This window comes from Bradyrhizobium sp. SYSU BS000235 (genome assembly GCF_049747295.1).
Taxonomy (GTDB): domain Bacteria; phylum Pseudomonadota; class Alphaproteobacteria; order Rhizobiales; family Xanthobacteraceae; genus Afipia.
This window is the reverse complement of record NZ_JBMHJM010000001.1, coordinates 557,474-569,793: the sequence shown is the minus strand read 5'-3', so window position 1 is coordinate 569,793 and position 12,320 is coordinate 557,474. Positions and strand designations below refer to the sequence as shown.

Annotated in this window: 14 protein-coding genes; 4 read left to right on the top strand and 10 right to left on the bottom strand. The window is 60.0% G+C overall.

The genetic code is table 11. The annotated features are described in order from the left end of the window. The first annotated feature begins 132 nt into the window (after window positions 1-132). Window positions 133-885 carry an EF-hand domain-containing protein gene (locus tag ACP0KA_RS02580; protein ID WP_424627276.1) on the top strand — a complete coding sequence of 251 codons (753 nt, stop codon included), beginning with the start codon at window positions 133-135 and terminating at the stop codon, window positions 883-885. 39 nt (window positions 886-924) lie between these two features. Here ACP0KA_RS02580 and ACP0KA_RS02575 read toward each other — a convergent pair whose 3' ends face one another. After that, window positions 925-1,923, bottom strand: a complete 999-nt coding sequence (locus ACP0KA_RS02575; RefSeq protein ID WP_424627275.1) for a P1 family peptidase — start codon at window positions 1,921-1,923, stop codon at window positions 925-927. A 134-nt stretch (window positions 1,924-2,057) separates the two neighbouring features. Here ACP0KA_RS02575 and ACP0KA_RS02570 point away from each other — a divergent pair, with 134 nt between their 5' ends. Then, complete coding sequence (locus ACP0KA_RS02570; RefSeq protein ID WP_424627274.1) at window positions 2,058-2,792, top strand: cytochrome c biogenesis CcdA family protein; 735 nt, start codon at window positions 2,058-2,060, stop codon at window positions 2,790-2,792. Window positions 2,793-2,856: 64 nt separating this feature from the next. Here ACP0KA_RS02570 and ACP0KA_RS02565 read toward each other — a convergent pair whose 3' ends face one another. From ACP0KA_RS02565 to ACP0KA_RS02540, 6 genes are all read right to left on the bottom strand, one after another. Further along, on the bottom strand, window positions 2,857-3,972 hold the full coding sequence (locus tag ACP0KA_RS02565) for a branched-chain amino acid ABC transporter substrate-binding protein (RefSeq protein WP_424627273.1): 1,116 nt from the start codon (window positions 3,970-3,972) through the stop codon (window positions 2,857-2,859). A 284-nt stretch (window positions 3,973-4,256) separates the two neighbouring features. After that, entirely contained in the window at window positions 4,257-4,607 is a 351-nt protein-coding gene (locus tag ACP0KA_RS02560; RefSeq protein WP_424627272.1) for a DUF6867 family protein, read from the bottom strand. Next, window positions 4,604-5,338 carry an ABC transporter ATP-binding protein gene (locus ACP0KA_RS02555; RefSeq protein WP_424627271.1) on the bottom strand — a complete coding sequence of 245 codons (735 nt, stop codon included), beginning with the start codon at window positions 5,336-5,338 and terminating at the stop codon, window positions 4,604-4,606. The genes ACP0KA_RS02560 and ACP0KA_RS02555 overlap by 4 nt, the downstream gene beginning before the upstream one ends. Further along, window positions 5,335-6,183, bottom strand: a complete 849-nt coding sequence (locus ACP0KA_RS02550) for an ABC transporter ATP-binding protein (RefSeq protein ID WP_424627270.1) — start codon at window positions 6,181-6,183, stop codon at window positions 5,335-5,337. Before ACP0KA_RS02550 ends, ACP0KA_RS02555 begins: the two co-directional genes overlap by 4 nt. Next, entirely contained in the window at window positions 6,180-7,583 is a 1,404-nt protein-coding gene (livM, locus tag ACP0KA_RS02545) for a high-affinity branched-chain amino acid ABC transporter permease LivM (RefSeq protein WP_424627269.1), read from the bottom strand. Before livM ends, ACP0KA_RS02550 begins: the two co-directional genes overlap by 4 nt. Before the next feature lie 8 nt (window positions 7,584-7,591). Beyond that, entirely contained in the window at window positions 7,592-8,506 is a 915-nt protein-coding gene (locus ACP0KA_RS02540) for an ABC transporter permease subunit (RefSeq protein WP_424627268.1), read from the bottom strand. 374 nt (window positions 8,507-8,880) lie between these two features. On the opposite strand from ACP0KA_RS02540, the gene ACP0KA_RS02535 reads away from it, so the two are divergent. Both ACP0KA_RS02535 and ACP0KA_RS02530 read left to right on the top strand, forming a co-directional pair. Continuing rightward, complete coding sequence (locus ACP0KA_RS02535; RefSeq protein ID WP_424627267.1) at window positions 8,881-9,045, top strand: hypothetical protein; 165 nt, start codon at window positions 8,881-8,883, stop codon at window positions 9,043-9,045. 209 nt (window positions 9,046-9,254) lie between these two features. Then, complete coding sequence (locus ACP0KA_RS02530) at window positions 9,255-9,788, top strand: hypothetical protein (protein ID WP_424627266.1); 534 nt, start codon at window positions 9,255-9,257, stop codon at window positions 9,786-9,788. On the opposite strand, the gene ACP0KA_RS02525 is transcribed toward ACP0KA_RS02530, so the two are convergent. The 3 genes from ACP0KA_RS02525 to ACP0KA_RS02515 are packed head-to-tail and all read right to left on the bottom strand — an operon-like array spanning window position 9,761 to window position 12,315. Further along, window positions 9,761-10,153 (bottom strand): carboxymuconolactone decarboxylase family protein, encoded by a 393-nt coding sequence (locus ACP0KA_RS02525; protein ID WP_424627265.1) that lies wholly within the window; start codon window positions 10,151-10,153, stop codon window positions 9,761-9,763. The genes ACP0KA_RS02530 and ACP0KA_RS02525 overlap by 28 nt on opposite strands. A 9-nt stretch (window positions 10,154-10,162) precedes the next feature. Next, the gene (gene pcaD / locus ACP0KA_RS02520) at window positions 10,163-10,945 is read right to left on the bottom strand and encodes a 3-oxoadipate enol-lactonase (protein WP_424627264.1); all 783 of its coding nucleotides are present in this window, start codon (window positions 10,943-10,945) and stop codon (window positions 10,163-10,165) included. Window positions 10,946-10,962: 17 nt separating this feature from the next. Then, a complete protein-coding gene (locus tag ACP0KA_RS02515) occupies window positions 10,963-12,315 on the bottom strand; it encodes a 3-carboxy-cis,cis-muconate cycloisomerase (protein ID WP_424627263.1) in 1,353 nt (450 codons plus the stop codon). Window positions 12,316-12,320: the final 5 nt, after the last annotated feature.

Below are 12,320 nucleotides of genomic sequence, written 5' to 3'. Positions count from 1 at the left end.
GCCGTGCCGGGCGGTGATGTGGGGCTGCGAAGTACCTGTTTTTGCTGGGTTTGATGCGCGGCACGGCATTTGCTGGATGATTTGCGGGATCATCTGAGCCGCATTCCCGTGCGGCATTCGGGGAGTGTCGCGATGCTTTTTGCCTTGGGAGCTGCTGGTGCTGCAGCGAGCGCCGCCGCGGGAGCGGTGGATTTTCTGTCGTCGCTGGTTAAGCCAAAGTCCAGCGCGACAAAAACGACTGGTTCGCAAGACGGCTCAAGCCCGTTCAGCCTGACCGATCTGGGCAAAACGTCCGGTTCAACGCAAATCCTGTCGAGCAGTGCTGCCCGCACCAGCGGAACCTTGTCGCCGGCGACGTTTAACGCGCTGCTTGCATCGCAAGACCCCAGCAAGCCATCCGACGCGCTCAAGGATCTGTTTGGGCAGATCGACGGCAACAGCGACGGCAAGATCACAAAAGGTGAATTCGAGGACAAGCTCGGCGCCGGCGGGACGAATACTGCGGCTGCGGACAATGTCTTCAACAAGATGGACACCGACGGCGACGGTTCGGTGACGATCGAAGAAATGGCCTCCGCGCTGAAGGGCAAGGCCGGCGGGGCGCATCATGCACACGGTGGCGGCGGCAAGGGCGGCGGCGGTGCGGATGCACTGATGCAGGCCCTGCAAGCTGCAACGACCACGTCGGTGACGAATAGCGATGGCTCGATCACGACCACGATGACTTATGCGGACGGTACGACCCTTACGACGAGCCAAGCGGCTCCGGCAAATAATACGCCCGGCAATGCAGCCTCAACCTACAATCTGGCTGAGAAGATGGCGCAGCACCGCACCGACGCGCTTTCAATGGCAGCGAAGCAATCGCTTTCTGTTCGTGTCTAATGGCTTGTGGCGCGCGGCGCTCTGAGCGCGCTGCGGGCTCTATTTCCCGAACTTTTGCTTCCATGCCGGCAATGCGCCGGCAAACGGCAGAGCGCTAGCTTCATAAACGCCGCGGGCGATGGCGCGGGCAACGACGTTTGCTGCGAGAGCGCCCAGTTCGGTTAATCCGATCAGCGGATCGATCGGCTTGACGCCGGTGGCCGCGGCGAAGACGACGTCGCCATCGAGCGGGGCGTGAACCGGATAAATCGCGCGCGCAAATCCGGTCTGCGCGATCATCGCAAGACGTTTCGCCTGTGGTTTGGTCAGGATCGCATCGGTGACGACGACGGCCAGCGTTGTGCTTTCGATCGCGGTCGTAACTGGGGCACCCTTCAAGCGCATGGACAGCATGTCGGGCGTAAAAGCGGGCGGCAGTCCGCGTCCGCCGAACTCGTTGTTCACCTCGAAGGGGGCAGCCCAGAACCACGGCCCATCGCCAACGTTGACGCTGCCCACGGCATTGACCGACGCAATGGCCGCGACCTTCACGCCATCCGGCGTCACGGCAGAGGCGGACCCGATCCCGCCCTTGAAATTCGCGGTCGTGGCGCCGAGCCCTGCGCCGACACTGCCCAACGCAAAAGTTGTGCTTGCTGCTGCTGCGGCGGCGTGTCCGAGATCACGGTAAGGCGGGAACCGGCCCCATTTCTTGTTGCCGCCGTTCAGCATGTCGAACATGACAGCGCCGGGCACGATCGGGATCAGCGCGTCGCCAACCGGAAAACCGCGGCCATGTTCGGCAAGCCAGGCCTGGACGCCGCCGCCGGCTTCGAGACCAAAAGCCGAGCCTCCCGACAGCGCAATCGCGTCCACGCGCTCAACAGTGTTCGGCAATTCCAATAAAGCGCCATCCCGGATCCCCGGTCCGCCGCCGCGGACATCGGCAGACGCGACGGCAGGCTCGTCGAAGATAATTGCTGTGACGCCCGATGCGACGGTTGCGTCCTCGGCGTGGCCGACCCTGACGCCGTCGATGTCGGTCAGCAGATTGTTCATCGATGAGCCCCCTAAGTGTCATCCCGGTTAGAACCGATGTCCAAGACGAAATGCCTACCCAAACTCCGATCACAACACGCGGAACGAGCGGAGCGGAGCTTGCATAGCATACCGGGCACAGTGCAATAAGCGGCATGATCCATGGTGTTTCGATCCCCGCCGCGCTGTTGGCCGGCCTTATCAGTTTCCTTTCGCCCTGCGTGTTGCCGCTGGTGCCGCCGTACCTTGTTTATCTGACAGGCGCGACAATCGAGCATGTCGCCAGCGAAGATGAGCCTCGGGCTTCCAGGCGTGCGGTGATGCTGTCGGCGCTGATCTTCGTCCTTGGATTTTCCACGGTTTTTGTCGCCCTGGGGGCCAGCGCGAGTTTTATCGGCGGGTTTATTCGCGCCTGGTCCGCGCAATTGTCGATTGTCGCCGGCGTCGTGATTATCCTGATGGGCCTGCATTTCTTCGGGCTGACGCGCATCGGTTTCTTGATGCGCGAGGGCAGGTTGCCGATTCCAAAGCCTGTCGGGCTGTGGGGCTCGTATGTGATGGGGCTTGCGTTCGCCTTCGGCTGGACGCCGTGCATCGGACCGATCCTTGCCGCGATTCTGTCGGTCGCGGCATCTGAAGCGACGGTGACAAAAGGGGCGGGATTGCTCGCGGTTTATTCGGCCGGTCTCGGCATTCCGTTCCTGCTGGCAGCCTTCATGGTTGAACGTTTCTCCTCCATGCTGTCTCGCATGAAGAAACATCTTGCCACCGTTGAGCGCGTCATGGGCGTGTTGATGGTCCTCACCGGTGTCGCATTTCTCACCGGCTCAGTATCGTCGGCGAGTATCTGGCTGCTCGAGACGTTCCCTGCGCTACAGAACTTCGGATGAAATGAAACAAGCCGCTCTGCAATAAACAGAGCGGCTTGTTGGAACTTCGACGGCTAAACTAGGTTCAGGACCCCTTGTCCAGCTCCGCATAGTTGCCCTTGGCATCCCATTTGTAGACGACGTAGTCGATCAGCTTGATGTCGCCCTTGGCATCGAATGACAACTTGCCGAGCACTGTATCCCACTCGCCACCCTTGATGGCCTCGATGACTTTCTTCGGGTCGGTGCTGTTGATCTTCGCCACCGCCTGCGACCAGACCTGGAACGCGGCGTAGGTGTAGAGCGTATAACCTTCGGGATCGATGCCCTTCGCCTTGAACTTCTCGACGATCGCCTTTGCGGTCGGCTTGTTGCGCGGGTCAGGACCGAACGTGAACAGCGTGCCTTCCGCGGCCGCGCCGGTGATCGAGGCGAACTCCTTGTCGTTCATGGCGTCGCCGGCCATCAGCACCGTCTTCATGCCCTGATCGCGCATCTGGCGCAGGATGAGACCGGCTTCCTGATGGTAGCCGCCGACATAGACGAGATCGATGTTCTCGCGCTTCAGGCGCGAGACGATGGAGTTAAAGTCCTTGTCGCCCTTGTTGTAGGACTCGAACAGCTTCTCCTTGAAACCGGCAGCGTTGAGCGCCTTCTTGGTTTCGTCGGCGAGGCCTTTGCCGTAGGTCGTCTTGTCGTTGAGAATGGCGACGTTCTTGCCGGCATACGCCTTGAGAATGTACTGCGCAGCGACGAGACCCTGTTGGTCGTCGCGGCCGCACATGCGAAGCACATTCCACAGCTTCCGCTCTGTGAAGACCGGATTGGTGGAGGCTGGCGTGATCTGCAGCACGTTTCCTTCGGCATAAGCTTCAGATGCCGGGATCGATGACGATGAGCAGAAATGCCCCGCAACGAATTTGACTTTCGAACTGGCAAGCTTCTCTGCCACCGAGCGCGCTTGCTTCGGATCGCACGCATCGTCGCCGGTTTGCAGCGATAGCTTCTTCCCGATGACACCGCCGGCTGCATTGAGATCGGCGACAGCCATATCGGCACCATTCTTCATCTGGCGGCCGAAGGCGGATTCACTACCCGTCATCGGACCGGCGACGGCCACCGAGATGTCTTGCGCAAACGCCGCAGTCGACAACAGCATCGACGCGCTGAATGCAAGGCCAAGGATGTTGATTGGTTTCATAGAACAGTCCTCATGAAGCTCGTGAAGCATGGCCAGACGGCCCGTCGGGAACAAATCACAGCCATTGTCGGCTGATTTTACCGTCAAGTCATGGGCAATTTTCAGCCGGGTCAGGAGTTAACTGGTGGCGTGGATTTGACATTCGCTACCGACCTAACCGCGAGTTCGTCAAGCGAATGTCAAATCCAAAACGCCACTAGCTGGTTATACTTGCTAGTGGTCCTTTGATTCTAACATTCGCAAGAGGGCCTGCCGAACGGTATGCGAATGTTAGAATCGGACCACTAGGCATCTTGCCGCAGTCGCCAGCCCAGGGGGCCATTTGATTCGTACAGCCAGTAATATTGCTGGATCATCTGGCGCGCGCGCGTGCGCTGGAACGAAAGGCCGGCAATGATCAGAAGAATGAGCGTTTCGACGAGATAGGCTCTGGGCGCCAGCAACGTCTCGTTGAACAGCGCGAAGTGAACGAAGCGCACCGCAAACCCCATCGGGATCATCGCGGCGACCACGGTCCAGATGTTTCTCCAGGTCAGAGCGATCGCACGTCCCGCGAGCAGAGCGCACCCTCCGCCCAGCACAAGTGTCACGAACAGCACCTGAACGATGGATTCGTTTGAATACAGATCGCTCAATGCCGTCCACCTTCGAGATAGGCCGCACGGATTTCAGGTCGGGCGAGCAGATCGGTTCCGGTCCCGCTGAGCGTGATCAGACCGTTGACCATCACATAGCCACGGTGTGCCAGTTTCAGGGCGTGGTTGGCGTTTTGCTCCACGATCAAAACCGTCAGACCATCTTTTTTATTGAGCTCGCGAATGGCGTCGAAAATCTGGCGTGCAATCAGCGGCGCCAGCCCGAGCGAAGGCTCATCCAGCATCAAGAGGCGAGGGCGGCTCATCAGTGCGCGACCGATTGCGAGCATTTGCTGTTCGCCGCCGGACAGGGTGCCGCCGCGCTGGGCGATGCGCTCCTTGAGGCGCGGAAACAATGCAAAGACACGGTCGAGCGTCGTGTTATACTCAGCCTCGCTGGTCTCAACCGCGGCGTCCGCACCCATGCGAAGATTTTCGGCCACGCTCATGCGAGGGAAGATACGGCGTCCCTCCGGTGATTGAGCAATCCGCAGGCGCGCGACGTGATGTGTCGGTATGCCGGTAATGTCCTGTCCATCGAATTCGATAGTCCCCGACTTGGCGCGCGGCCGGCCGAAGATCGACATCATCAGCGTGGACTTGCCGGCACCGTTGGCGCCGATCAGCGCCACGATCTCGCCGGGGTTGATGTCGAGATCGACGCCTTTCAGCGCTTCGATGTGTCCGTAGGCCGCGACCAGGCCACGAATGGCGAGCAACGGTCTGCTCATGACTCGCCCTCCATGACCTTGAGGGCGGTCTCTTCATCAGCACCAAGATACGCGGCGATGACCGCGGGATCGTCACGGATCTCGCGAGGCGTGCCGGCGGCGATCTTGACGCCATGATCGAGCACGAAGATGCGATCGGAAATTTCCATCACCACCGACATGTCGTGCTCGATCAAAAGCAGGGACGTGCTGTGGTCCTTGCGGATCGCGAGCAGGAGTTGGCTTAACTCATCGCTCTCGCGCGCGTTCAGTCCTGCGGCAGGTTCGTCGAGACACAGCAAGGCCGGCTCGGAGCACATCGCGCGCGCAATCTCGAGCCGTCGCTGGTCGCCATAGGCGAGGTTGCCGGCGGCATCGTCGGCGCGAGCGGTCAATCCGATTCTATCGAGCCAATAACGGGCGCGGTCGATAGCCGCGGTCTCGGCGTTGCGAAAGCCGGGTGTGCCGAGCAGCCCCAGCAGCGAATAGCCTGATGCGCTCATCAGCGTGTTGTGCTGGGCCACCATCAGGTTTTCGAGCGCCGTCATGCCGGCAAACAGGCGAATGTTCTGGAAGGTGCGGGCAACTTTCGCCACTTTGGAGATGCGGTAGTCGAACAACCGCTCAAGCAGGAATTCCCGGCGATCGTCGTGCACGAGACGCATCATGCCAGTCGTCGGCTTGTAAAAACCCGTGATGCAGTTGAACACCGTGGTCTTGCCGGCGCCGTTCGGGCCGATCAGGGCGGTGATATCGCCGCGCCTGGCCGCAAACGACAGGTCGTTCACTGCCACGATGCCGCCGAAGCGCATCGACAGGTGATCCACCACAAGAATGTCGTCGGGGGCGCCTGTCGTCAAATTCATCCGTGGCCTTCCTTGACCATCGAGGATGAAATCTCCGTCCGTTTTTCCAGAAAGACCGATGGTGTGCGATGACCGATCAGGCCACGCGGCCGCCAGATCATCAGCAGGACCATGGCCAAACCGAACACCAGCATGCGGAATTGTTCGAATCCGCGGAACAGCTCGAAGCCGCCGATCATGGCGACCGCGGCGAGTGCTACACCCAACTGCGAGCCCATTCCGCCGAGAACCACGATCGCTAGGACGAGCGCAGATTCCTGAAACGTGAACGACTCCGGACTGATGAAGCCCTGGCGCGTTGCGAAGAATGCGCCGGCAAAGCCGCCGAACATCGCACCGGTTGCGAAGGCGGACAATTTCGTCATCGTGGTGTTGATGCCGAGGGAGCGACAAGCCACTTCATCTTCGCGCAGGGCTTCCCACGCGCGGCCGATGGGCAGGCGCCGCAGGCGAATGGTCACCCAGTTTGTCAGCAGTGCGAGCGCGAGGATGAGGTAGAACAGAAACACGACGCGATGGGTCGCCGAAAACTCAATGCCGAGGCGGGCCGCGAGGCCATCGTCAGTGTTGGTGAGCGGGATTCCAAACAGTGTTGGGCGGGGGACGCCGTCGATGCCATTCGGCCCACCAGTGACGTTTTGCCAGTTCAGCAGAACGAGACGGATGATTTCGCCGAACGCCAAGGTGACGATAGCGAGATAATCGCCTTTCAATCGCAGCACCGGAAAGCCAAGGAGCATACCCCAGAAGGCGGCAAGGATGCCCGAGATCGGGAGCAGCACCCAGAAGGCCCACGGACCTAATTGGACGAAGTCGACGGACACATAGGGATAATGTGAAAGCAAGGTCAGAAACGGCAGGCCGAACTTGGCGAGCAACGCGTAGGAATATGCACCGACGGCGTAAAATGCGACATAGCCGAGATCGAGCAGGCCTGCGAGGCCGACCACGATGTTCAGCCCCCAGCCCAGCATGATGTAAGTCAGTACCAAAATGCCAAGATCGAGGATGTAGCGCTGATCGTAGAAGATCACCGGTACCAGACAGGTGAGCACCAGAAGTGCCGGAGCAACCAGATGACGCACCGAGGCAAAGCTGTTGCTGACAGTTGTAGGCAGAACAAGGATTTGTTTGGTTGGCCCGATCCAGCGCCGCAGCAATTCGATTGCGATGCTTCCGAAGAACACGGCCGCGACGAGTGCCGCGAGGTCACCGAAGCGGGTCCAGTAGATCAATTGTCCCGCGGGCCCGGCTTCGGTACGGATGCCGATCATCAATGAAAACAGGACGAGCGCTACGAGCGCACTCAGGATTGCTTTCTTGAAGATGAAGGCCACGCCTTGATCCGACGCCGATTTGCGGGATGGCGCACGCGTGGTTGGATTGGACGTTTGCGCCACGTTTGACCTCAGACTTTCTCGACTTCGGGACGGCCAAGCAGGCCGGTCGGGAGGAAGATGAGGACGATGATCAGGATCGAGAAGGCGGCGACGTCTTTGTATTCGGACGAAAAGTAGGCCGCCCAAAACGTTTCGATCAGGCCGATGGCGAGTCCGCCGAGCATGGCGCCTGGCAGAGAGCCGATGCCGCCAAGCACCGCGGCGGTGAAGGCTTTAATCCCGGCGACGAAGCCCATGAAGAAATCGACCACGCCGTAGTAGAGCAGATACATCATGCCGGCGACCGCAGCGAGTGCTGCGCCGATCACGAACGTCATGGAGATGGTGCGGTCAACATCGACACCCAGCAGCGCGGCCATTGTTTGATCCTGCTCACAGGCGCGCATGTCGCGGCCAAGCCGCGTCCGCGCGACCAACCAGGAAAAGAGGGCAAGCAGGATCACAGTGGTGATCACGACGATGATCTGGATGTTGGAGAGTTGCACGACAAAGCCATCGCGCTCGAACAAGGTGTGTCCGCCGGTAATGATTGGCGGCACGGGCTTTACGCGCGCGCCTTGGGCTACCTGTGAGAAATTCGACAGGACGAAGGACATGCCGATGGCGGACAGCATCGGGGCAAGGCGGAAGGATTGACGCAGCGGGCGATAGGCAATCCGCTCGACTGTCCAACCGTACAGGGCGGTGACGGCCATCGCCACCAGCAGCACCAGCAGCAGGATGACGGGAATAGCAGTCAGGCCGATCGAGACCAGAATGAGAAACGTGATGAGGGCGATAAAGCCGCCGATCATGAAAATATCGCCGTGGGCGAAATTGATCATGCCGACGATGCCGTACACCATCGTATAGCCGATGGCGATCAGACCGTAGATCGAACCGAGCACCAGTCCGTTGATGAGTTGCTGGGCGAAATAGTCCATAGGCTGCCGTGTTTGAGCAAATCCGGCAAAAGGGGATACCGGATGTATCCGAATTTGCTGCGTTTATCCTGTGTTGGCGCGACCTGACCCGGAGAACCGATTCCTGTGTCGAGATCATGCACAACAATCGACACGTTGAGGGCTCCGGCAGCCGGATCGTCGCGTCGTCCCATTTTCTAACAGCGGGAACAAGGGGCGGCAACCGCACGGGCTGCGGCTTGGCGTCGTCATCCACGCCGAGTTGGGTTGCGCTGCAAGGTTCCTGCGCCTGCTGGCCGAAACCGCCAAAAGACAGCAGAGGAACAGAAGTTCCTTTGCAACCAACCGGAGACCGGGATCGTTACCTTCCGCGACCCAACAAGGGAGACGTCGCTATGGGTAACAATCCGAATCAAAATCCCGGCCAGCAGAGCCAGAATCCAAACCAGAAGCCCGGCCAGCAGCAGGGTGGTGGCCAGCGGCCCGGCCAGCAGCAGCAGGACCCCAACCAGAAGCCAGGCCAGCAGTCGGGTCAGCAAGGGCAAAAAGGCGGCCATTAGGATGGTCTGATCTGTTTGCTCAGATACTTGGAAAATCCCGCCTTGGAAAATCCCGCCAAACGGCGGGATTTTTTATGGTCGCAGCCTGATTTATCCACAGTGATCCACCGCTGGCGCCGCCGCGTTAACGTTAAAGAAGAGTTTAAATTGTCCCTCGCAGTGGCGTAGAGTTAGCTCCGTCGACATTCATCGATTTTCGACGGGGCGGCATGTCCAAAGACTGGCGGATCAGCACTTTCAACGGCGTGCTTCTGGCATCCTACTTCATTCCGTCGTGGACGATCTCTGCGATGAAAATCTGGGTTTCGCCAATTCGCGGACTTTACGACCGCACCAACATCGGTCCGGCGATGTATGTCAGCGACTTTGTCAATCTGTCGGCATTGGGCACCACGCGCTTCGCATGGATGCTCGCGCTCGGAAAGATCATGGTTGCCGCATTTTTTATGGTCTTTTTATTGCTGATCATCCGCGAATCCATTCGCAAGAAGGGCAGCAGTGACGAGGCGCTCGGCTTTGCGCTTGGCCTCGGCGCGTTCATCAGCATGGCGAGCCTGATCGCCGCATCGAAAGTCGGCGAGCAGGCCGCGCTTCATCTGCATGCCAGCGAGGCGCTGTTGCTGCTCGGTGCAACGATTTTGCTGATTATTGAGAATGACCAGAAGGTTGCGACGTCTGCGGCAGACGCAGGCGCCGCAGACATGCCTCAACAGGTTTATCTGTCGAGCAGCCCGAGTTCCTGAAGAATGGCGGCCGCTTCCTTGATGGCATGATTGGCGGCAGGTACACCGCAATAGATCGCCTGCTGCAGCAAAATTTCCTTGATATCGTCCGGTGCGAAGCCGCCTTCATTGAGGGCCGCGCGTACATGCATCCGGAATTCGTCCCAATGGCCGAGCGCCATCATCGTGCCGATCACAAGGACACGCCGGGTCCGCTCGTCGAAATGCGGCCGCGTCCAGATCTCGCCCCAGGCGTAGCGGCTGATCAGGTCCAGAAAATCCGCGTTGAACGAATTCCTGCCCGCGGCTGATTTATCGACCCAGGCGTCACCCAGGACTTTGCGGCGCTGTTTTGTGCCGAGTTGGCTGCGAGCTTCTTCATCCATCGCGTGGCCTCAGCGCTGCGTCAGAAAGCCGACCACGGCTTCGGTAAAACTGTGCGACTGTTCGACGTTGGAAATATGAGCTGCATCGAGCAGGGTCATGCTCGCGCCGGGAATGCTTTTGCGGATCAATTCGCCGGCTTCCACCGGTGTTGCGACGTCCTGACGCCCGGCAATCACAAGCGTTGGGGCGGTGATACGCGGCAACAACTCGCGTTGATCGAGGGTGCTCAGCGCCTTGCAGCATTCGATATAACCCTGTGCCGGGCTATTGAGCAGCATCTGCTTCAGGCGCGCCGTAATCTGCGGCTCGCGTTCTCGGAAGTCAGCGGTCAACCAGGCGGCAATCACCGTGTCGGCAATCGCAGCGAGGCCGCCTTCACTGACGGCTTTGATGCGGTTCAACCAGTTGGTCGGGTCCGCATAGTAACAGGCCGTGTTTGCGAGAATGAGCTTGCCGACACGCTCCGGCGCGTTCGCTCCCAGCCATTGGCCGACCATGCCGCCCATCGAGACGCCGCACCAATGGACCTTCTCGATGTTGAGGTCATCCAGGATCGCCAGCACATCTTTGCCGAAGCGCTCCATCGAGTAGGGGCCGGCAGGAACGCCGGACTTGCCGTGACCGCGGCGGTCGTAGCGGATGACGCGATACAATTTCGTCAGCGCCGCCATTTGCGGCTCCCACATCTGCAATGTGGTGCCGAGCGAATTGGACAGCATGATCGTGGGACCGCTTTCGCGGCCTTCAACCGAGACGTTGAGGAGGCAGCCGTCCGCATCGATCATAGGCATAAAACTTCTCCGTATTCTTAGGTCTTCAGCGACGCCAGCAACCGGTCGATCAGCTGTTGCGATGCGCCCTGATAGGACATCGGTTCGAACAGGTCATCGAGTTTTTCGGCGCTGATGTGGGTGGTGACGAGGTTGTCATCTTTCAGCACATCGCGCAGGTGCTGCCCGGTCTCGACCGATCGGCGGCTCGCAGCCTCGATGATGTGATGTGATTCGCTTTTGCCGACCTTTTCGGCCAATGCCATGGCAACGGCTTCCGCCATGACGAGACCGTGCGTGGTCTCGAGGTTGGTGCGCATGCGAGCGGGATCAACTTCGATTCCCTCGGCGATGTCGACAATGGCGGCAAGTGCACCCGACGTGACAAGGAGCAGCGTGGGCAAGGTCGGCCATTCGGCGTGCCATGGACCCGCACTGCGCTCATGCTCCTGCACTTGCGCGGCGAAAATCGTGGCGGCGAGATTGGGAGCCATGGTCGCTGCTGCCAGCGCGCTCGCCGCAGCAACGGGATTGCGCTTGTGCGGCATTGTCGAAGAGCCGCCACGGCCCGCGCCGGCGGGTTCGAACGCCTCGGCGACGTCGGTTTGCATCATCAGCGAGACGTCGCGAGCGATCTTGCCGCAGGTGCCTGCGAGGATCGCCAGAACGGATGCAACATCCGCAATCCGGTCGCGATGCGTGTGCCAAGGCGCGTCAGGCAGCGGAAGCGATAGTTCTTTCGCGAGTTGTGCGGCGATGCTCATTCCCGGGTCGCCGAGGGCTGCGAGGGTGCCTGCGGCGCCGCCAAACTGCAGCGCGATTGTTTCAGTTTGCAAACGCTTGAGCCGAGCCCGTGAACGGTGCAGGGCGGCTGCATATTCGGCGAGCTTCAGACCGAACGGCATTGGTAATGCGTGCTGCAGCCACGTCCGCGCAACCATCGCGGTATGGCGATGGGTCACCGCCAGTGCGGCAAATGCCTTGATGGCCCGGTCGACATCGTTCAGCAGCGCGTTCGTTGCTGCCCTCAATTGCAGCATCGTTGCCGTATCGATGACGTCCTGGCTCGTGGCGCCCCAGTGCACGTAGCGGGAGGCCTCTGGATCAGCTTTTGCGATGTGGGCTGTCAGGGCCTTGACCAGCGGGATCGCAAGGTTGCCCGCCTTGCTGGCAGCATTTGCCAGCGCGGCAGCGTCAAGATTTTCGGCTCTGCATCCGTCGGATATGATTCTTGCTGCGGAGCCGGGAATTGTGCCCGTAGCTGCTTCAGCACGGGCCAGCGCCGCCTCGAAGTCCAGCATGTATTGCAGATATGCTGTATCGTCACAGACCGCGCGCATGGCGGGACTGGACAGCAGGGGGGCCAGCAGGGGCGAAAGGGCGGTCGTCATGATGT

Bases quoted from the DNA above. Each gene is read 5' to 3' on its own strand.
- ACP0KA_RS02575 (WP_424627275.1), bottom strand. From the start codon at position 1,923: ATGAACAATCTGCTGACCGACATCGACGGCGTCAGGGTCGGCCACGCC.
- ACP0KA_RS02565 (WP_424627273.1), bottom strand. From the start codon at position 3,972: ATGAAACCAATCAACATCCTTGGCCTTGCATTCAGCGCGTCGATGCTG.
- ACP0KA_RS02555 (WP_424627271.1), bottom strand. From the start codon at position 5,338: ATGAGCAGACCGTTGCTCGCCATTCGTGGCCTGGTCGCGGCCTACGGA.
- ACP0KA_RS02515 (WP_424627263.1), bottom strand. From the start codon at position 12,315: ATGACGACCGCCCTTTCGCCCCTGCTGGCCCCCCTGCTGTCCAGTCCC.
- ACP0KA_RS02570 (WP_424627274.1), top strand. From the start codon at position 2,058: ATGATCCATGGTGTTTCGATCCCCGCCGCGCTGTTGGCCGGCCTTATC.
- ACP0KA_RS02525 (WP_424627265.1), bottom strand. From the start codon at position 10,153: ATGGATGAAGAAGCTCGCAGCCAACTCGGCACAAAACAGCGCCGCAAA.
- ACP0KA_RS02535 (WP_424627267.1), top strand. From the start codon at position 8,881: ATGGGTAACAATCCGAATCAAAATCCCGGCCAGCAGAGCCAGAATCCA.
- pcaD (WP_424627264.1), bottom strand. From the start codon at position 10,945: ATGCCTATGATCGATGCGGACGGCTGCCTCCTCAACGTCTCGGTTGAA.
- ACP0KA_RS02530 (WP_424627266.1), top strand. From the start codon at position 9,255: ATGTCCAAAGACTGGCGGATCAGCACTTTCAACGGCGTGCTTCTGGCA.
- ACP0KA_RS02550 (WP_424627270.1), bottom strand. From the start codon at position 6,183: ATGAATTTGACGACAGGCGCCCCCGACGACATTCTTGTGGTGGATCAC.
- ACP0KA_RS02580 (WP_424627276.1), top strand. From the start codon at position 133: ATGCTTTTTGCCTTGGGAGCTGCTGGTGCTGCAGCGAGCGCCGCCGCG.
- ACP0KA_RS02540 (WP_424627268.1), bottom strand. From the start codon at position 8,506: ATGGACTATTTCGCCCAGCAACTCATCAACGGACTGGTGCTCGGTTCG.